This is a genomic window from Pseudomonas sp. 58 R 12 (assembly GCF_900005865.1).
In the GTDB taxonomy this organism is placed as follows: Bacteria; Pseudomonadota; Gammaproteobacteria; order Pseudomonadales; family Pseudomonadaceae; genus Aquipseudomonas; species Aquipseudomonas tritici.
Map to the genome: position 1 here is coordinate 13,198 of NZ_CVTP01000022.1, position 19,806 is coordinate 33,003.

The following is a 19,806-nucleotide window of genomic DNA, read 5'->3' on the forward strand; positions in this document are numbered from 1 at the left end:
GAATAAAGCCCTCTTCACTGCTGAATGATATGAGCCAAATGAATATCGCCCAGGTCGACCTGAACCTGCTGAAAACCTTCGAAGCCCTGCATGATGAGTCCAGCGCCAGCCGCGCGGCATTGCGCCTAGGCGTCACACAATCGGCTATCAGCGCAGGGTTGCGTCGCCTGCGCGAGGTGTATGGCGATCAATTGTTCGTGCGTACCGGACGCGGCCTGGCGCCGACCTTGCGGGCGAACCAATTGAAACCGCTGATCAGTGAAGCGCTGGACCGCTGCCGACAGAGCCTGGCCATGGTTAATCCGGACAATCAGCAGTATCAAGGCCGGTCCGTGGTGCTGGGTTTGTCAGATGACTTCGAAATAGCCTACGGCCGACGGCTGATGGATGAAATTAACAGGCGCGCGCCGAAACTGCGGGTGATTTTCCGTCAGACCCACAGCCAGATCGTGGCCGGAGCGCTGCTTGATCGCACGTTGGACCTGGCGATTACCGCAGGCGGTTTCGCGCACAGCAGGCTGAGTCGCCAAGTGCTGGGGGAAGGTGATTATCGCTGCCTGGTGGATGCCGACCAGCCAAGCATGAGCCTCGACGAGTTCGTCACCCGCGAGCATGTGCTGGTGTCATCAGGCGGGTTTATCGGGATTACCGACGAGGGCTTGGCGGCGCAGGGCCTCAGTCGTCAGGTGTGTGCGTCTACCAGCCACTTCGCCGCGCTGCCGTTTTTGCTCAAGGGCAGTCAGGCGGTTGCAACCATCCCCGGCCACGCCGCCGAGGTCATCGGCGCAATGACCGGTTTGCGCGTACTGGCGTGCCCGCTGGCCCTGCCGCGCTACCCGATCGAGCTGGGCTGGCGAACCCAAGCGCAGCTCGATCCACTGTTGCTGAAGGTGCGTGAAGCGATTGTGGCGAGCTTTACTTGGTCGCCGCCATCAACTTGTTGACCTCACTGCGCACCATGTTGGAAAACTCTGGCGGCGACATACCGTCAAGTTCCGCACGTACCCATTCGGCCCACTTGCCTTTGCGCTTGGCGCGCTCACCGAACAACCGCGCGGCCTCGCCCTTGGCCTTGCCCAGGTTGCTTTGCCACAGGTCATAGAGGCGCGACTTTTCATCTTCCAGCTCGGCACGTTCGGCGAGGGTCTTGTTGGCGAGATTAAAGCTCATGTTGAATTTCCTGCTGTACAAATAGACGACATCTTACACTGTAGGTCGAAACATCCTGATTCGGATTTTGCTCGGGAGTGGGTGCAGGCAAAAAAACTGCAACTTTTACCAACGCCCGACACTCCATTGTTCACTGTCACATTCACCTGCAAGGAGTCACACAATGGCCCGCAAATCTGCCGCCCAAGCCGTCGAAGAGCAAATCAAGGATCAAGCGTTCAGTGAACTGACGGCGCTGATCGAAGAATCGGACAAACTGCTCAAAAGCAGTGCGTCGTTGGTAGGCGAAGAAGGCGAAACCCTGCGCGAACAGGTCGCCATCAAGCTCAAGCAGGCGCTGGATTCGGTGTCCAACGTGCGCGAACGCAGCAAGCCAGTGGTGGATGCCACCGAAACCTACATCGGTGGCCACCCTTGGCAGACCGTTGCGATTTCCGCAGGCTTTGGCCTGGTGGTAGGCCTGCTGTTGGGTCGTCGCAACTGATGTATAAAAAGGCTGCGCCCATGGCGCAGCCTGCTCAGCCGGCGGCCAAAGCCCGCAGGCCTTGCAACTCCTCAGCGTCCAAGACGATCCCTTCCTGCTCGGACCTGAGCCGCGTCCGGTGCCGCCGATCTCCCGGCAGACGCCGCAACCCCGCCGCATGCATCTGTCGCACCAGCTCCTGGCTGCGCTCGGCGAAGCTCTGCCCTGCGGTCTTGCTGGGGTCGATCACAATCAGCAACTGCCCTGTCCATGGCGTACGCGCTCCAGGATGATCGGACCAGTTGAATTCAAACGAGAAGTTCCCGCCGGTCAACGCCGCGGCCAGCAGTTCGACCATCATCGAAAGCGCCGACCCCTTGTGCCCGCCAAACGGCAACAGGGCGCCCCCTTCAAGAATCGCCTTGGGGTCCTGAGTCGGCTGACCCAACCCATCAACGCCCATGCCCAGAGGCAAACGCTCCCCTTTGCGCGCGGCAATCTGCACGTCACCATGGGCGATAGCGCTGGTGGCCAAGTCAAATACGATGGGTAAACCATCGGCGCGTGGGGCTGCGAAGGCGATAGGGTTGGTGCCGAACAGCGGGCGGTCGGCGCCGTGGGGCACCACGCAGGTCATGCTGTTGACCACGCTCAACGCCACCAGCCCCTGCTCGGCGAACGGTTCGACATCCGGCCACAAGGCGGCGAAATGATGGGAGTTATGGATCGCCATCAAGGCGATCCCGGCACTCCTGGCTTTTTCCACCAGCAGTGCACGGGCAGCTTCCAGGGCCGGCTGGGCAAAGCCGTTGGCGGCATCTACCCGCACAAACCCCGAGGCCACGTCGGTAACCTGCGGCACCGCACGGCCATCCACCCAGCCGCTGGCCAGGGTACTGAGATAACCGGGAATACGAAAAATGCCATGGCTATGGGCGCCGTCGCGTTCAGCGCTGGCGCAATTGTGGGCGAGGATCGCAGCCACCTCAGGCGAGGTGCCATGGCGCTCAAAGACCTGTTGCAACAAGGCCACCAGCGCACTGAAGCTAATGGAGACATTGGAACTCTCAACGACCTTGGACGGCGTAGACATCTGAAGCTCCGAATTATGATTGGAAGGGGCGACAAGACGGGAGACTCGAGCCTGTGATTAAACAACGCGGCGTGCGCCTGCTGTCAATCAACGTTTACCAGAGCACTTGTGTTTGCATCCGTTATCTAGCGCTGCAACGGCACCATCGCTGCCTAATCTTGCGCTCGAGACAGCCCCCTGGTGCTGAGAGAGCAACCCATTGCAAGCGTAACTCCTGCGTATTTTTTCGATGAATTCCTGCGCCCGATCACTCGCAAACACTCTTCAGACAGCGCGCGCGCTGGGCTTGACCCTGAAGGATCTCGAGCAGCTGATGACTACACCGACACCGACGCCGCGCGTCAAAGCCGTGAGCCGCCTGTGGCCGTCGAAAAATGGGTAATTGAGAGGCTTGGGCAATCTGCCCCGTTGGCGTGTGTGCAAGCTGGGTCCGGGGGCCTGAACAGGCCCCCGAGGGGGGTATCAGTCTTTCTGGTCGCGCAGGATATTGCCCGAGGCGCCATCAATGCGGGCTTCATACACGGTGCCGTCAGACTTGCGGCCTTTGACTTCCCAGTAGCCATTGTCGTCTGCCTCGGCGGCGTACACCTCGACGTATCCGCCTTTGGTCTTGGCGACTTCAATCGCCTTCTCGATCGGGATCCAACCTGCCCCCGGCTTATCGGCAAGGGCTGCACCGGCGCTGAGCAGCGCAGAGGTTGCACACAAAGCGACTAAGGTTTTCTTCAGCATTTTCGTACTCCATTGTGGGAAATGTCCTGAATTTCTTAGGTGCTTTCAAACGAGAATAAGTTCCAATTGATGTGCAATCGCCATGATGGCTGTTCTCGCGGTCCACCCTGGGAGGTTAGAATGTAAGAAATCAGGATGAGTTAATGAGCGAAAAGTCCATTTCAGAAGCCGAATATGACGCCATCACCGACGCCGCCGCGCATTGGTGCATGCGCCTGCACGCGGGTGATTGCACCGCGAGTGAGCGTCAGGCTTTTGCCCAATGGCACGATTCGCACCCGCTGCACGCCTTCGAATACGCGGCAATGCTGGAGATCTGGGACGTTGCGGACCACCTGCCACGCCACGACACCACACCGACGGTGGTGCCGTTCAAGCCCCTTAGCCGGTCGCGCCTCTATGCGGTGGCTGCGGCGATCTGCCTGGGCGCCCTGCCTCTGGCCGCCTTCACTGGCTGGGAAGCCGGTTGGTTGCCCAGTTCCTATGAGCGCTTCGAGGCCGCTAATGGCCTGCGCCAGGTCATCCTCGACGATGGCAGCCAGGTGGAACTCAACCTGGGTACCGAGTTGGTCTACAGCAACTACAAGGACCAACGTCGGGTCACGCTGAAAAAAGGCGAAGCGTTCTTCAAGGTCAGCCATGACAGCGCCCATCCGTTCATTGTGCACGCAGGCAATGGCCAGGTGCGTGTCACGGGTACCCAGTTCAACGTCTGGAAATATGAAGACCAGGTGCGGGTGATGTTGCTCGAAGGCTCGGTGCAGATTGCCAGCGACCAGGTCCACGGAAGCGTGCCCCTGACACCCGGCATGCAGGCCAGCTACCAGCAGGGTGATGCCACGCCACGCGTGCGCACGATCAACCCCAATGACACCGCGCTGGCCTGGCGCCAGGGCAAACTGATCCTCGACAACCTGGCCCTGGCCGACGCGTTGCCGCTGATCAACCGCTACCTGAGCAAACCGGTGATGCTGGCCGACGCCACGACCGGTGCAATACGCATCGGTGGTATCTACAACATTGATGAGGTCAATAACCTCATTCCCTCCCTGCCCAAGGTTTTGCCGGTGTACCTGACCCAGAACCAGGACGGCAACCCCGTGCTCAATTCTATTCCGCGTAAAACACCCAAAGGCTGACCCCTGCCTGCTCGCCTGGGCGCTGTCGCGTCGCAAGTGTCCGTTTTTTTAACACGCCCCCGCCCTGAATCGCCCGTGCGCAGCGCATTCACCGTTTTGTCATGCGTGTTGTTACAGCGCTGATACAGCCAGGTGAAGCGTTTGCGCAGTGGCTAAGCCTGTGGGCCCACGCAGGGTGCTGTTTCATGGATGAAACAGCGATGCCATCACTTTGCCCATCAATTCCCATAACACATTGAATACCAAGGCTAAATAAAAAGCGGCACGGCTTCTGCTCTATCCCTTACAGCGCTGTTTAGGGTCAGCGCGAAGAATAAGGAATGCCGCCGTGAATACATTCACTCAAGGTTCGATGAACGTTTTGCTGATCAGCTGTGCACTCAGTGCCGGCCTCAGTGTTCCGAGCTATGCGGGTGACGGCGTTATCGTGACTGGCCGCGACGTACAGGGCCACATGTATGGCCGATCTGCATTTGGCAAAGACCCCTACCCTTCCACCGCCAATGCCAACCCGAGCCGCGAGATCCTGGGGTCCACCGGCGAGCTCAGTGACATGGACATCGGTGGCATCAGCAGCGGCTCAAGCATCACCCACGCCATCATCCCAAACGGCAACATCCCCGGTTTGAATAATACCCAAGACAGCGTGTCGACACTCGGTTCCGGCGCCGCCGTCAGCCATGGTGCAGGCGCCTCCGTGGGCGGGCAGATCAGCGATTCGATCCAGCGTGGCATGGCCCCTCTGAACAATATCGGCAGCATGATGGGGGGCAAATAATGAAACGTTCCCTGCTGCTTCTCGCCCTGCTGGGCAGCGCGGCGGCCATGGCCGACAACACCGCGGTGATCAACAACAGCGGCAAAGACTACAACGGCAACGTAATGATCAACCAGGCGGCGGGCAATCAGCAGCAGATGGCCAACAACCGTGCCGTCGCACTCGGTGGCCAGGCCACCACCAGCAACATCCAGAACATGAACGGTAAGGTCGACCCCTCCCTGAACGCCAAGGCGTCGATCGAGGGCACTTCTTTTACCAATGGCAACGGCATGGTGGGCATCAACCAGTCCGCCGGGGCCAATAACCAATCAATCAATGCCGTGCGGATCAGCATCAACCCTGGCCCGCAAAGCATCGACGACAGCGTCCTGTTGCAACAGAACACGACGACGCTGGCAACCGACTCAGGGCTCACCCCCACCACTGGCAGCCGCCAGGTCGTGACAAGCGACCAGGCCTTCACCGGCAGCCGAGGAGTGATTCAGGTGAACCAGAGTGCAGGGGTGGGGAACCGAGTGGCTAACACCCTGGGCATCACTATCAAGTAACCGCTTGGTAGCACACGTTAGACCGTACCAACACTTAACCAACTAATTAGAAGCAAGGAGAAACACCATGAAACCTCAAATGGCTCTGAAACCAATGGTTTTCGCTCTCGCCGCACTCATGGCTGCCGCCGCTCAAGCTGGTGGCTGGCACCCAGCGCCTCAGCCAACCGGTACTGTTGCCGCCGTGGTTACGGATGTACAAAACAGCGCGGGCAACAAGTTCGACGACACCAAAACCGAAAATAACGCCTCTGCCGATGACTCGGTAACCGGGAACAGCGGTAACGTCGGTGTGAACGTTCAAGCCGGCAGCGGTAACCAGGCAGACAACTCTGGCGCCATCTCCAGCGCCAAAGGCGACTTCGCCACCGTGTTTGCCGTAGTCGATGTGAATCAAAACAGCGGCCTGAACAACTTCGTCAACAAAGGCACTCAAAACAACGCCTCCTTGGATAGATCGGCTAACGGTAACTCCGGCAACCTGGGCTACAACGGCCAGGCCGGTCAAGGCAACCAAGGCAAAAACAACCTGGCAATCACCACGGCTGATGGCAAAAACATCGCAGCCGCCGCCAACACCGAGCAAAACTCGCTCGCCAACAACTACCTCAATACCGCCGCTAGCGGGTACGGCCATTACGGCAAACCTCAATACGTGTCGAACAACTCCAGCGCCGACAACTCGATTAACCGCAACTCCGGCAACGTGGGTGTGAACCTTCAATCCGGTGCCGGCAACCAAGGCAGCAACAGCCTGTCGATCGGCCAGGGTTGCAGCGTCTGCGCCAGCGGCGTGCGCTTCTGATCCAACGGGGCCTTGGCAACAAGGCCCTTTTTTATTTCCTGGTTTTTGTATCAGTACCCAGCAGGTCATACGATCATGCGCTTAGCAACCCTCAGCCTCTTGATGCTGCTCACCGGCCCTACCTGGGCAGGCACCATGGCGATCTCCGCCATGCCTGGCGGTGCAGTCATCTACAAGAAGGTCGAGAGTATCCGTGAACGCCGGTTCGCCAACCTGGTGGAACAGAAAACCGATTTCAGCTGCGGTGCTGCGGCACTCGCCACCATCCTGCGCCAGGGCTATTGGCTCGACGTAGACGAAGACCACGTCATCAAAGGCATGCTGGTCAATGCAGACCAGGACCTGGTACGTACCCAGGGCTTTTCCATGCTGGACATGAAGCGCTACCTCGAAAGCATCGGCATGCGTGCCCGGGGCTACAAAATCGGGCCAGATACCCTGGCGACCGTGAAGATCCCCGTGGTGGTGTTGCTGGAAATTCGTGGCTACAAGCACTTCGTGGTGTTGCAGCGCGCGGACAAGGAGTGGGTCTATGTCGGTGACCCAGTGCTGGGCCACAAGCGCTATTCACACGACGACTTCGTCAAAGGCTGGAATGGCATCGTCTTCGCCGTGCTGGGTGAAGGCTACGACAAGGCCAACGCCTTGCTTGACCCGCCCACGCCACTGACCGCCAAGAACCAGTTGAATGAGTTCAGGCCCGTAGGCGATGCCGAGCTGATGGACTTCGGTTTCATCCAGAGCGACTTCTTCTAAGAAGCGCAACAAGGGGCAGGACGCTCCAGGAGCAAGAGATGAACACTTCCCGTTGGCTGACGGTCTTGTGTCTGGCAGCCTCAATGCCCGCTTATGCTTCATCGGGGTTCAAGCCGATTGAGCTCAAGGATTCGGAAATGGCCGAACTGCGCGGCCGGTATGTGATGCCGGGGCGGATTATCAGTTTCGGTATTGTCATGAGCAGCACCTGGACCAATGCCATAGGCGACACCATCACCGGCAAGGCCAGCATGCAAGTCGACTCGTCCACCCTCACACCGCAGTTTTACGTGCAGACCACCGGCTTGTCCGGCACGGGCACCCACCAGAATACCGGCACCGGTAACGTGGTCGGGGGCGCAGGCCTGGGCACCGGCACGGGCGTGACCCAAAGCGTACGCACCGCCGGCGATGGCAACACCGCCTACAACAATGTCGGTATCAACGTCACAGAGAATGGCTTCGCCCCGTCCAACATCGTGCAATCGGGGCAAGTGCTGGTGGCAGGTGGCACAGTCAGCGGCGACAGCGCGGCCGGCCGTGTGAGCGTATCGGCCAACAATGGCGGCTTGCAGATGGCGATCCAAGGCAATCATAACCAGGGCAACAGCCTCCAGCAGATTGGCGGCGGGCAAGTGCTCCAAGGCACGGTGTTGACCGGCGATAGAAACTTCGTCACCAACATGACCCAGCTCAATGTGGTGATGAACAACGGCCTGACCAACCCGGCATTGAACTGCAATCTGGACCAACTCAAAGGCCTACGTACTCTCGGGTATTGAACTACGCTGACCCTCGACACTTTCGCATTAGAAAAGGACGGCTTATTTCATGCATCGATCGTTATCGCTACGCGCGGTGGTCTGTTTAAGTACGCTCTTGCCCGCATCCATGTTGTATGCCGCGCCAGACGCCGATATCGAAACCCTCAAACAGGAACTTCTGGAACTCAAGCAGCGGTACGAAGTACAACAAAAAGCCTTGGCGGTGTTGGAGCAGCGGGTTCGTCAAGTCGAGGACCAACCGGCCACACCGGCGCCCAAACGCCTGGCCAAATCCCCGGCAGACTTTCAGAAGGCCAGCGGCACAACTGTCGCCGGTACCGGCGCGGCAGCGGCATCAGGCGGTGCGGGAGGCGGTGGCAGTTCCTACGGTCAGTCGCTCAAGGACGATTCGGCGCCGGCGCAAAGCGTGAGCAACCTCTACAACGAGGCCAGCGGCTTTTTTGGCAATGGCAAGTTCAGCTTTGAAACCGGTGTGACCTATGCGCGCTACGACGCTCGCCAACTTACGCTCAACGGCTTCCTGGCGCTGGACTCGATCTTCCTGGGCAATATCAACCTGGACCGGATCAAGTCGGATAACTGGACCCTGGACCTGACCGGCCGCTACAACGTCGACAACCGTTGGCAGTTCGACGTGAACGTGCCGGTGGTGTACCGCGAATCGACCTACCAGTCCGGCGGTGCCGGCAACAACGCCAACGCCACCTCGGAAGAATCGGTGAGTCGAGACCCGACCATCGGCGACGTCAACTTCGGTGTGGCCTACAAGTTCCTCGACGAAACCCCGACCCTGCCGGATGCGGTGGTGTCGGTACGCGTCAAAGCGCCTACGGGCAAAGAACCGTTTGGCATCAAGCTGGTGCGGTCTACCGCCAACGACAACCTGTATGTGCCGGAAAACCTGCCTACGGGTAACGGCGTGTGGTCGATCACGCCGGGTATCTCGCTGGTCAAGACGTTTGACCCGGCCGTGCTGTTTGGCTCGCTGTCGTATACCCATAACTTCGAGGAGTCGTTTGACGATATCAGCAGTGACGTCAACCAGAAGGTCGGCGGCAAGGTCAGCCTGGGTGACAGCTTCCAGCTCGGCCTTGGTGTGGCCTTCGCGCTGAACGAGAAGATGAGTATGTCGTTCTCGGTGTCCGACCTGATCCAGCGCAAGAGCAAGCTTAAGCCTAACGGTGGGGACTGGCAGTCGGTGGTGTCCAGCGATGCCAACGCGGGTTACTTCAACGTGGGCATGACGATTGCGGCGACGGAAAACCTGACGATCGTGCCTAACCTGGCGATCGGGATGACGGATGATGCGCCGGACTTTACGTTTAGCCTGAAATTCCCGTACTACTTCTGACACCACGCAGCCCAAGTAAATACGGCGCACAAGGAAAAGCCCCGCAACGATAAGGGTCGTTGCGGGGCTTTTCGGTTTACCCGCCCTAGCGGATCTGGTGTTTGTGCAGCAACCGGTAGAACGTGGGCCGGGAAACGCCCAGTACACGGGCCGCCACACTCAAGTTGTCGCTGTGCCGATTGAGCACGTCGCACAGCGCCTGGCGTTCGGCGCGGTGCTTATAGTCTTCCAGTGTAGCCATGGGCGGCGAAATTGCCTGCTGGCCGTGCAACCCCAGATCAACGGCTTCGATCTGGCGTCCTTCGGCGAGCACCAGCCCGCGGCGTACGCGGTTGGCCAACTCGCGCACATTGCCAGGCCAAGAGTGCTCGCCCATCGCGACGAGGGCGTCATCACTGAAACTACGCGGGCGACGACCGGTTTCCTGACTGTAGAAACGTGAAAAGTGGTTGGCCAGCATCGCGATGTCGCCATGGCGGTCGCGCAACGGTGCGGTCACCACTTGCAGGACATTGAGGCGGTAATACAAGTCTTCGCGAAAGGTGCCCTTCTCCACCGCGGCTTCCAGGTCGACGTGGGTGGCGGCCAATACCCGCACATCCACCGGGATCGGCTGGCTGCCGCCGACCCGCTCGATCTGCTTTTCCTGGAGAAACCGCAAGAGATTGGCTTGCAGCTCCATCGGCAGATCGCCAATTTCATCCAGGAACAACGTGCCGCCATTGGCCGCCTCGATTCGCCCGACCTTGCGTTGATGGGCGCCGGTGAACGCACCTTTTTCATGGCCGAACAATTCGGATTGAATCAAGTGTTCAGGGATCGCACCGCAGTTGATCGCCACAAACGGCTTGGCATGCCGCTGGGATTGGCGATGAAGGGTCTTGGCCACCAGCTCTTTGCCGGTGCCGCTGTCGCCTCGAATCAACACGGGAGATTCGGTAGGCGCCAGTTTCGACAATAATTTGCGCAGTTCGCGAATGGGCCGGCTGTCACCGAGCAATTCGTGCTCGGGCTCGTCCACCGGGGTATGGCCCTTGCCCCGCAACCGTCCCATGCCAAAGGCACGGCCCAGGGTCACCTGCACGCGGGCGACGTCGAAGGGCAAGGTATGGAAGTCAAAGAACCATTCGCAGACAAAGTCACCGAAGTTCTGCAGCCGTAGCACATCCTGGTCGAGCACGGCGATCCATTCGGTCCCACTGCGGCCGATCAGCTCTTTGACGGCTTCGGGTCGTTCCAGGTGAGCGGGCTGCAAGCGCAGTAGGCCGACGTCGCAGGATCGGTCGCCCACCGCGTCCAAGCTGCAACTGTCGACTTCCCACCCCGCCGTGCGCAAACCGGGCAGCAGCCCGTGGCAGTCATCACAAGGATCAACTACTAGCAATCGGCGTTGAACGGGGGGTCCACCCATGACTGTTCCTTGGCGTCAAAATCATTAAATTTATTTAGAAACAACAGTTTGGAACGTCTGTTGCTAACCCTAGCAAGGTCTTGACGCAGTCCTTGTAACGTTTCGCTATAAGTCTGGGCAGAAAGCCATCTCCTTGCGTTCGAGCCGATAAAAGTTACGCGACGCTGAAACTTTCAATCAGCTTTCAAAACAGCCGCTTACATGACGTTAATCACTAAATGTTGAAAATAGTTGTTCTAATATGTGACCCGTACCCGGCCATCGTGCATCAGTACAAGTAACCCGCCGCACGGTCAGCCCAACCGCCGGCACTCACTTGAATGGGCAATGAGAGAGAACCCACATGAACGCCCCGCTCCGCATCAACGAAGCTCTTTTGATCGCAGACCGTGCCTTCCAACCCTTTCAGTGCGTGGCTTGGCACGATGGCAACGGCGCCCTGAGCCTGAGTGTCATCGACCGCACCAATACCCGCATCGGCAGCAAACAACTGCCCACAAGTGCCTATACCGACCCGACGCAGTTGGAAAACTTGCTGTTGCAAGCCCGTGCCGAGCTCGATAAAGATGGCCATCAGTTGCAATCCTGGGCAATGCCCAAGTAATCCAACGCTGTAACTTGCGCTCATCGGTTTAAATGAGCGCAAGTTCAGTGTTAGAGCGAAAACCGCTTATCGCTTCGCGAGAATAAACCGCTCGATCGCTTCGGCAGCGCCGTCTTCGAGATTGCTGCCAGTGACCACACTGGCCTGGCGCTTGACGGTTTCTTCAGCCTGCCCCATGGCAATCGATAACGCGGCTACATGAAACATCGCCGGGTCATTGCCACCATCGCCGATAGCCGCCGTCTGCTCCAAGGGGACCCCAAGGTGCGCCGCCAGGGTTTTCAAGGCCTCGCCCTTGTTGGCCAACATCGCGGTGACATCCAGGTACACCGGTTGCGAGCGTGACACTTGGGCCAACCCCTGCACCTTGGGCTGCAGCTGCGCTTCCAGCTCCACCAGCAATTGCGTGTTGTTGCTGGCAGCGACAATCTTGTCGATCCGGTCCAGGTACGGCTCAAAACTCTCCACCACTACCGGCCCGTATCCCAGACCATCGGCTTCGCGCTGCTCCATCGGCCCTGGCGGGTCACGGCGCAGCCAGTCGCCATCGGCAAACACCCACACTTCCACCTCCGGCTCCGCTGAAAACAGCGCCAGGGTGACCAGCGCCGCTTCTGCCGGCAGATGGTGGGCGACCAGGATGCTGCCATCCGGGTTGATCAGCGTGCCACCGTTAAAGCCCGCCACCGGCACATCGATGCCGAAGGTTTCGATCAGGTGCAGCATGGCCTTGGGCGGTCGCCCGCTGGCCAGGCTGAAAAACACCCCACTGTCGCGCAAGGCGCGCACGGCATCGGCAGTGCGCTGGCTGAGGCTGTGATCAGGATGCAACAACGTGCCGTCCACATCACTGAGGATAAAACGGATGGGATGAATCGCTGCATCACTCATCCGAGGCTGTGCCAGGCACGGCCATCACGGGCCAGCAACGCATCGGCGGCTGCAGGCCCATCTTCACCCGCCTTGTAGGCCTGGATCCCGTCATCTTCCTGCCATGCATCGAGGAAGGGCTGCACGGCGCGCCAGCCGTTTTCGATGTTGTCCGCACGCTGGAACAAGGTCTGGTCGCCGGTCATGCAGTCGTAGATCAGGGTTTCGTACCCGGTCGAGGGCTGCATCTCGAAGAAGTCCTTGTAGGCAAAACCCAGCTGGATGTTGGCCATGTCCAGGGTCGGCCCGGGCTTTTTTGCCAGCAGGTCGAACCACATGCCTTCATTCGGCTGGATCTGGATTTTCAGGTAGGTGGGCTTGAGCTCATCGACTTCGGTATCGCGAAACTGTGCATAGGGTGCCGGCTTGAAGCAGATCACGATTTCGGTGTCGCGCACGCTCATGCGCTTGCCGGTGCGCAGGTAGAACGGCACGCCGACCCAGCGCCAGTTGTCGATCATCACCTTGAGGGCGACGAAGGTCTCAGTGCTGCTGTCAGGTGCAACGTTGGCTTCTTCGCGGTAACCCGGCAGTGGCTTACCGCCGATTTCACCGGCGGTGTACTGCCCGCGTACCGAGTTGGTCCGCGCATCTTCCAATGACCAGGGGCGTACGGCGCCAATCACCTTGGCTTTTTCACCGCGCACGGCGTCGGCACCAAAGGCGGCAGGTGGCTCCATCGCCACCATTGCCAGCAGTTGGAACAAGTGATTGGGTACCATGTCGCGCAGGGTGCCGGTCTTCTCGAAGAAATTACCACGGGTTTCAACGCCGACGGTTTCGGCGGCGGTGATTTGCACGTGGTCGATGTAATGGTTGTTCCAGAACGCTTCGAACAGCACGTTGGAGAAACGGCTGATCATGATGTTCTGCACCGTCTCCTTGCCCAAGTAATGGTCGATGCGATAGATCTGCTTCTCGCTCATCACTTTGAGCAGGCTGGCATTCAGCGCTTCGGCGGTGGCCAGGTCGGAGCCGAAAGGTTTTTCGATCACCACGCGACGGAAGCTGTCATCGGTTTCCGTCAGCAGGCCAGCACTGCCCAGGCGCTGCACCACGTCGCTGAAAAAACGCGGTGCGGTGGCCAGGTAGAACACCGCGTTGCCGGTGCCGCTGTCGGCGATCTTCTTGCCGATGTCGGCGTAGGTGCTGTCGTCGAGAAAATCACCCTCGACGTAGCTGATGCCCTTGGCCAACTGCGCCCACAATTGTGGGTCCAGGGCGTTATCCGCATTCCCCTTGACCTTGCTCGCCGCTTCGGTGCGAATGAAGTCTTCGAGTTTCTTGGCGAAATCGGCGTCGCTGATCGCGTTGTGATCAACGCCGACGATGCGCAAGCCGTCGCCCAGCAGCCCATCACGACTGAGGTTGTACAGCGCCGGCATGAGCAGGCGCTTGACCAGGTCGCCATGGGCGCCAAACAGAAACAAGGTGGTCGGAGGTGCGGGTTCGGCCTTGGTTTTTTTGCCGTTGGCGGTCATTTTTTGGAAGTCTCCACGTGACCACCAAAGCCGAAGCGCATGGCTGAGAGCATTTTGTCACCGTACGTGCTCTGCTGGCGCGAGCGGAATCGGGCGAACAGCGAGGTGGACAGTACGGGCACTGGCACGGCTTGTTCCATGGCGGCTTCGATGGTCCAGCGGCCTTCGCCACTGTCGGCAACGGAACCGGAGTAACCGTCGAGTTTCGGGTCGGTGGCCAAGGCGTCGGCGGTCAGGTCCAGCAGCCAGGACGACACCACACTGCCACGGCGCCAGACTTCGGCAATATCGGCAACGTTCAGGTCGAAACGCTGGTCTTGCGGCAGGTTTTCCGAATTCTTGGTCTTGAGGATGTCAAAACCCTCGGCGAACGCCTGCATCATCCCGTATTCGATGCCATTGTGGATCATCTTGACGAAATGCCCGGAGCCCGCAGGGCCGGCGTGGATATAGCCCTGCTCGGCGCGAGGGTCAGCGCTGGCAGAACGGTCCTTGGTGCGCGGAATGTTGCCCAGGCCCGGGGCCAGGCTCTTGAAGATAGGATCAAGGCGCTGCACGGTCCCGGTATCGCCACCGATCATCATGCAGTAGCCACGCTCCAGGCCCCAGACGCCGCCGGAAGTACCGACGTCGACATAGTGCAGGCCTTTTTCCGCCAGCGCCTTGGCCCGGCGAACGTCGTCCTTATAGTTGGTGTTGCCGCCGTCGATGATTGCATCACCGTCTTCCAGCAGTGTGCTCAGTTCGTTGATGGTGTCTTCGGTAGGCGCGCCTGCCGGCAACATTACCCACACGGTGCGTGGCTTTTGCAGCCCGGCAACCAGGGCCTTAAGGTCAGCAACGCCAGTGGCGCCCTCTTCGCTCAAGCCTTTTACAAATGCTTCGTTACGGTCGTAAACAACGGTGGTATGCCCATTGAGCATCAGGCGCCGTGCAATATTCCCGCCCATGCGGCCTAGTCCAATAATCCCCAGTTGCATGTGCTGATGCTCCTAACTACTAAAAAATGTGTGACATAGTTTATAGCGCAATGAGGCTAATGAGGGTTAGTCCAGCGCGGATACCTGTAGTTTCATGACAAAAAATTTGCCATCATTTCAGCATCACTGCACAAAAAGTCACACGACCTTCAAAAATAAAAAAGTTCCATTGCTCGCAAAAAGAATTCAGAATTGCCCTGACTGCTGCCGAGAACCTCGACTCAAGCGTTCTGGCACACCGCGACACACTGGCTATTTGCGAGGTAAGCAATGAGCACTGCACAGATGAACCGTCCGCCACAGACCCTCTACGTCACCATTCGACGCGACGAGCTGCGCCAGTTGAAAGACGAACGCGAACAACTGCAGCAGGAAGTCATACGCCTGCGTTCGCACATCATCCAGGCCCAGTTGGATCAGCCTTCCGGCGCCCAGCCAGCGCTCTGCTAAACCCCGTCATCACTTTGTAAGATTACACCTACAAAAATCTCACAAAGTTTTCACACGTCCCTCCCGATACTCCCGCCCGAAGGGCCACCCCATGCAAGGGTGGCCTCTGTTGCGCGCAGCCCTGCGCGTCGACTGAAAAATTATCGGGTTGGAGCGCTGGATGGCGATGTTCGAACGCAGCACCAAGTCTGCGAAAAGCTTTGATTGGGCCGGTCTTGGCTGGCTATTCCTGTTTTTCTGGTACTTCTCGGGTATTACCCAACTGCTGATTCAGCTCAGTGGCACCTCTGGTTTCAGTGGTTTTCGCCAAGCGTTCTTCATGAGTGCGATCTGGCTGGCGCCACTGCTGATATTCCCCCGCCGTACACGCTTGTTCGCCGCCTTGATCGGTGTAGTCCTGTGGGCCTGCTCCATGGCCAGCCTGGGCTATTTCTTCATCTACCAGCAGGAATTTTCCCAAAGCGTCATCTTCATCATGTTCGAGTCGAACATCTCTGAAGCCGGTGAATACGCCACCCAATATTTCGCTTGGTGGATCGTGCTTGCGTTCATCGCCCACACCGCCGTGGCCATTTTCCTATGGACCCGCGTACGCCCGGTGTATCTGCCACGTGGCCAGGCGCTGCTCGCAGCCACGGCGATCCTGGTGGGCGTCATTGGTTACCCGCTGGTCAAGCAGATCGCCCGCAGCGACACAATGGACGATGCCATCGACCGCTTTGAATCGCGCATCGAACCCGCGGTGCCGTGGCAGATGATCGTCGCCTACCGCCGCTACACCGAGCAGTTGGACAACATGCAAGGCATGCTCGACAGCGCCAGCCAGATCCCGCCCCTCACAAACCTAAAGGACAGCATGGCCGGCCAGCCATCAACCCTGGTCCTAGTGATCGGCGAGTCCACCAACCGTCAGCGCATGAGCCTCTACGGCTACCCGCGTAACACCACGCCGGAGCTGGACAAACTGCGCGACCAACTGGCGGTGTTCGACAACGTCATCACCCCGCGCCCCTACACCATCGAAGCGCTGCAACAGGTATTGACCTTCGCTGACGAAGAGAACCCGGACCTGTACCTCAAGACGCCATCCATTGTCAGCGTGATGAAACAGGCCGGCTACAAGACCTACTGGATCACCAACCAACAGACCATGACGAAGCGCAACACCATGCTCACGACCTTTTCCGAACAGGCCGACGAGCAGGTGTACCTGAACAACAACCGCAACCAGAACGCCCGTCAATACGACGGCGACGTACTGGCGCCGTTTTCCAAGGCCCTGGCCGACCCGGCCGAGCGTAAGTTCATCGTGGTGCACCTGTTGGGCACCCACATGAGCTACCAGTATCGCTACCCGCAGACCTTCGATAAATTCACCGACCGCCAGGGCGTGCCGGCTGGGGTGACCGACGATCAACTGCCCACCTACAACAGCTATGACAATGCCGTGCTCTACAACGACTTTGTGGTGTCGAGCCTGATCAAGGACTACGCCAAGACCGATCCAAACGGTTTCCTGCTGTACTTGTCGGACCACGGCGAAGACGTGTTCGACTCGGCGGGCCACAGCACGCTGGGACGCAACGAAAGCAAGCCGACGGCGCCGATGTACACCATTCCGTTCATGGCCTACGCCTCACCAAAATGGCGTGAAAACCACGACTGGAGCTTTGCCGGCGACTTGCAACGGCCTTACAGCAGCTCGCAGCTGATTCATACGTGGGCCGACCTCGCCGGCCTGAGTTTCAACGAGTTGGACCGTACGAAAAGCCTGGTGAGCGACAGCTTCACGGCACGCCCACAGATGATAGGCAACCCCTACCTGCGCCAACAAAAACCCCTGATTGACTTCAGCCTGATCAAGCCGAAAAAGGTAAGCCCGGCTGACGTAGTGTTCCAGGAACAGCCGGCGCCGTAACAGAAAGATAACAATCATTCTCGTTTAAGCCTAAAGTTCGCCCACTCCTTTCGTCTTTGAACCATGGCCTTTCCCGACCGGAAAGGCCAAAAAGACGACAAGGAGTCTTCTGCGATGTTTGCGCCTCTTACCCGCTCCATGACCTTCACCCTCGGCCTCTTCAGCGTGGTCGCGAGCCCGGATCTGTTGGCTGAAACCGACCCCGAACAGAAAACGTTCGAACTGGGCGCCACGAGCATCACCGCCGAAAGCCTTGGCGCCACCACTGAACACACGGGCGCCTACACGACCGGTTCGATGAGTACCGCCACCCGCCTTAACCTGTCCGTCAAGGAAACCCCGCAGTCGATCTCGGTGATCACTCGCCAACAGATGGATGATTTCAATCTCAATACGTTGACAGAGGTGCTGCGCCAGACCACGGGGGTCAACGTTCAGCACAACGACTCCGACCGCGTCTCCTACTCCTCGCGTGGTTATGGCATCAGCAACTACCAGATTGATGGGATGCTCAACACCTTTGGCTACATGAAATCCGATGCCGACACCATCATCTACGACCACATCGAGGTGGTTCGTGGTGCCACCGGCTTGACCACCGGCGCCGGCGACCCCTCCGCCACGGTCAATATGGTGCGCAAGCGCCCTACCGCTCAATGGCAGGCGCAAACCGGGGTAAAGGCCGGCAGCTACGACAACTACTACAGCTACATGGATGTGGGCGGTCCGCTGGCATTCGACGGCAAGCTGCGCGGGCGCACGGTGCTGGCCTACCGCGACAGCCAATCCTTGCGTGATAACTACGCGCTGCAACGGGCGGTTGGCTACGGCATTCTTGAAGCAGATTTATCAGATGAAACCGTACTGGCCGTAGGTTTTGATTACCAGAACAAGCAAGTGCAAGGCACGTCCTGGGGCACCGTGCCTTACTGGAATAGCCAGGGTGGCAAGGCCGGGCTGTCGCGCTCGACCAATATGGCGGCGCACTGGAGTTCCTGGCCGCTGACCGACAAGACAACCTTCGCCAGCCTCGATCATCGGCTGGGCGGTGATTGGCATTTAAAGGCAGCCTATACCCATCGCCAGAGCGACACGGATGGCAAGGTGTACTACGGCGGCGCGGGTTTCCCCAATGACGACCGCAGCGGCATGACTGCCTGGGCCAGCCACATGCGTGGCACCTCAAGAATGGAAGCTGTCGACCTCAACCTTGCCGGCAGCTACGCGTTGCTGGGCCGCGAACATGCACTGATGATGGGTTATGGCGAGGCCACGCAGCGGGACGTGTCCCCAGTGATGCGCAGCAGCATCCCAGGTGGCTACTACACGATCGACGACTGGAAATACATGGGCGGGATTGGCAAGTTCGGCGACACCGTTACCGACCTCAAGGGTGAACACAGCAGCAAGCAACAGAAAGCCGGCTACTTGGCCACGCGCTTGAGTCTCACCGAGCGCTTGCACGCCGTACTGGGCAGCCGCTATGGCAGTTGGGCGTTGGAGAGCGCGACGCCCGAATACGGTGACGATGATCAGTTGATCGCGGCCAACAAGACTCGCCAGACCCACAATGACCTGTGGACGCCTTACGCCGGCCTGCTCTACGACATCACGCCGGAATACACCGTCTACGCCAGCTACACCGACATCTTCAAGCCGCAAAGCCTCAAGGACGTCAACCGCAAGTACCTGGAACCGGTGGTGGGCAGCAACTATGAGGTGGGTCTCAAGGGAAGTTTGCTGAAAGAACGCTTGAACGTGGCGGCAGCGTACTTCTGGAGCACACAGGACAACGTCGCTGAGCGGGATGAATCGGCCCTGCCTAACCCGACCACGGGTGAGGAGTACTACAAGTCCGGCGGCAAAGGTAACAAGGTCAACGGCTTCGAATTGGAGGTTGCCGGCGAAGTGATGCCGGACTGGAACCTGACGGCGGGCTACACCTACACCCACTCCGTTAATGGCTCGGACAAGCGCAACAACACCGGGCAGCCATTGAATTTGCTGAAGGTGTCCAGCGCCTACCGTTTGCCGGGGACGTGGCGAAACCTGACGGTGGGGGGGGCCGTCAACTGGCAGAGCGATATCTATGAGTTCAGCGACAGGCCTACAGGGCAACGTGTCGGTAATCGGCTGGTCACCGAACGGGCGAAGATCACCCAGCAGGCCTACGCAGTGGTCAACCTGATGTCCCGCTACCAGTTCGACGAACACGTTTCGGCGTCGATCAACGTCAATAATCTATTTGATAAAAAATATTACGAACGCGTCGGCTTCTATAACGGCGTTTATTGGGGCGACCCGCGCGCTATCACGCTTGCGCTGGATTGGAAGCTTTAAAATACAGCTTATATGACCGCCAAGCTTAACAAAATCGTTAAGGTTGGCGGCTATCCCGTTAAGCTTCGC

The 19,806-nt window shown here is 58.9% G+C and carries 20 protein-coding genes; 13 read left to right on the forward strand and 7 right to left on the reverse strand.

From position 1 onward, the window contains the following. The first annotated feature begins 29 nt into the window (after positions 1-29). Positions 30-944 carry a LysR family transcriptional regulator gene (locus tag BFP95_RS20455; RefSeq protein ID WP_065876365.1) on the forward strand — a complete coding sequence of 305 codons (915 nt, stop codon included), beginning with the start codon at positions 30-32 and terminating at the stop codon, positions 942-944. Here BFP95_RS20455 and BFP95_RS20460 read toward each other — a convergent pair. Then, on the reverse strand, positions 916-1,170 hold the full coding sequence (locus BFP95_RS20460) for a hypothetical protein (RefSeq protein WP_049708634.1): 255 nt from the start codon (positions 1,168-1,170) through the stop codon (positions 916-918). The genes BFP95_RS20455 and BFP95_RS20460 overlap by 29 nt on opposite strands. Positions 1,171-1,333: 163 nt before the next feature. On the opposite strand from BFP95_RS20460, the gene BFP95_RS20465 reads away from it, so the two are divergent. Continuing rightward, positions 1,334-1,654, forward strand: coding sequence for a DUF883 family protein (locus BFP95_RS20465; RefSeq protein WP_010172915.1), 321 nt, complete (start codon positions 1,334-1,336; stop codon positions 1,652-1,654). A gap of 34 nt (positions 1,655-1,688) precedes the next feature. On the opposite strand, the gene BFP95_RS20470 is transcribed toward BFP95_RS20465, so the two are convergent. Continuing rightward, the gene (locus BFP95_RS20470; RefSeq protein WP_065876366.1) at positions 1,689-2,726 is read right to left on the reverse strand and encodes an Ldh family oxidoreductase; all 1,038 of its coding nucleotides are present in this window, start codon (positions 2,724-2,726) and stop codon (positions 1,689-1,691) included. Between the two features lie 462 nt (positions 2,727-3,188). After that, a complete protein-coding gene (locus tag BFP95_RS20475; RefSeq protein WP_065910618.1) occupies positions 3,189-3,458 on the reverse strand; it encodes a PepSY domain-containing protein in 270 nt (89 codons plus the stop codon). Between the two features lie 143 nt (positions 3,459-3,601). On the opposite strand from BFP95_RS20475, the gene BFP95_RS20480 reads away from it, so the two are divergent. The 7 genes from BFP95_RS20480 to BFP95_RS20510 all read left to right on the forward strand — a co-directional run bounded on the left by BFP95_RS20480 (position 3,602) and on the right by BFP95_RS20510 (position 9,623). After that, positions 3,602-4,597, forward strand: a complete 996-nt coding sequence (locus tag BFP95_RS20480) for a FecR family protein (RefSeq protein ID WP_065910619.1) — start codon at positions 3,602-3,604, stop codon at positions 4,595-4,597. 328 nt (positions 4,598-4,925) lie between these two features. After that, the gene (locus tag BFP95_RS20485) at positions 4,926-5,375 is read left to right on the forward strand and encodes a hypothetical protein (protein ID WP_065910620.1); all 450 of its coding nucleotides are present in this window, start codon (positions 4,926-4,928) and stop codon (positions 5,373-5,375) included. Then, a complete protein-coding gene (locus BFP95_RS20490) occupies positions 5,375-5,926 on the forward strand; it encodes an adhesin (protein WP_065876370.1) in 552 nt (183 codons plus the stop codon). Before BFP95_RS20485 ends, BFP95_RS20490 begins: the two co-directional genes overlap by 1 nt. A gap of 67 nt (positions 5,927-5,993) precedes the next feature. After that, positions 5,994-6,731, forward strand: a complete 738-nt coding sequence (locus tag BFP95_RS20495; protein WP_065881575.1) for a hypothetical protein — start codon at positions 5,994-5,996, stop codon at positions 6,729-6,731. A gap of 75 nt (positions 6,732-6,806) precedes the next feature. After that, positions 6,807-7,487, forward strand: a complete 681-nt coding sequence (locus tag BFP95_RS20500; protein WP_065876372.1) for a C39 family peptidase — start codon at positions 6,807-6,809, stop codon at positions 7,485-7,487. A 38-nt stretch (positions 7,488-7,525) separates the two neighbouring features. Then, on the forward strand, positions 7,526-8,269 hold the full coding sequence (locus BFP95_RS20505) for a hypothetical protein (RefSeq protein ID WP_065910621.1): 744 nt from the start codon (positions 7,526-7,528) through the stop codon (positions 8,267-8,269). Between the two features lie 49 nt (positions 8,270-8,318). Then, on the forward strand, positions 8,319-9,623 hold the full coding sequence (locus BFP95_RS20510; RefSeq protein WP_065876374.1) for a hypothetical protein: 1,305 nt from the start codon (positions 8,319-8,321) through the stop codon (positions 9,621-9,623). A gap of 85 nt (positions 9,624-9,708) precedes the next feature. On the opposite strand, the gene BFP95_RS20515 is transcribed toward BFP95_RS20510, so the two are convergent. Then, a complete protein-coding gene (locus tag BFP95_RS20515; protein WP_065876375.1) occupies positions 9,709-11,034 on the reverse strand; it encodes a sigma-54 dependent transcriptional regulator in 1,326 nt (441 codons plus the stop codon). A 343-nt stretch (positions 11,035-11,377) separates the two neighbouring features. Here BFP95_RS20515 and BFP95_RS20520 point away from each other — a divergent pair, with 343 nt between their 5' ends. Further along, positions 11,378-11,638 carry a hypothetical protein gene (locus BFP95_RS20520; protein ID WP_065876376.1) on the forward strand — a complete coding sequence of 87 codons (261 nt, stop codon included), beginning with the start codon at positions 11,378-11,380 and terminating at the stop codon, positions 11,636-11,638. A gap of 66 nt (positions 11,639-11,704) precedes the next feature. Here BFP95_RS20520 and BFP95_RS20525 read toward each other — a convergent pair whose 3' ends face one another. Genes BFP95_RS20525 through gnd form a run of 3 tightly spaced genes read right to left on the reverse strand, consistent with a single transcriptional unit; the run spans position 11,705 to position 15,029 of the window. After that, positions 11,705-12,529 (reverse strand): Cof-type HAD-IIB family hydrolase, encoded by an 825-nt coding sequence (locus tag BFP95_RS20525; protein WP_065876377.1) that lies wholly within the window; start codon positions 12,527-12,529, stop codon positions 11,705-11,707. Next, on the reverse strand, positions 12,526-14,049 hold the full coding sequence (zwf, locus tag BFP95_RS20530) for a glucose-6-phosphate dehydrogenase (protein WP_065876378.1): 1,524 nt from the start codon (positions 14,047-14,049) through the stop codon (positions 12,526-12,528). Before zwf ends, BFP95_RS20525 begins: the two co-directional genes overlap by 4 nt. Continuing rightward, positions 14,046-15,029 (reverse strand): phosphogluconate dehydrogenase (NAD(+)-dependent, decarboxylating), encoded by a 984-nt coding sequence (gene gnd, locus BFP95_RS20535; RefSeq protein WP_065876379.1) that lies wholly within the window; start codon positions 15,027-15,029, stop codon positions 14,046-14,048. Before gnd ends, zwf begins: the two co-directional genes overlap by 4 nt. Before the next feature lie 270 nt (positions 15,030-15,299). On the opposite strand from gnd, the gene BFP95_RS29595 reads away from it, so the two are divergent. The 3 genes from BFP95_RS29595 to BFP95_RS20545 all read left to right on the forward strand — a co-directional run bounded on the left by BFP95_RS29595 (position 15,300) and on the right by BFP95_RS20545 (position 19,737). Beyond that, positions 15,300-15,479 (forward strand): DUF6026 family protein, encoded by a 180-nt coding sequence (locus BFP95_RS29595; RefSeq protein ID WP_139113268.1) that lies wholly within the window; start codon positions 15,300-15,302, stop codon positions 15,477-15,479. A gap of 160 nt (positions 15,480-15,639) precedes the next feature. After that, positions 15,640-17,397, forward strand: coding sequence for a phosphoethanolamine transferase CptA (locus BFP95_RS20540; RefSeq protein ID WP_065876380.1), 1,758 nt, complete (start codon positions 15,640-15,642; stop codon positions 17,395-17,397). A 114-nt stretch (positions 17,398-17,511) separates the two neighbouring features. Then, a complete protein-coding gene (locus BFP95_RS20545) occupies positions 17,512-19,737 on the forward strand; it encodes a TonB-dependent siderophore receptor (protein WP_065910622.1) in 2,226 nt (741 codons plus the stop codon). Positions 19,738-19,806: the final 69 nt, after the last annotated feature.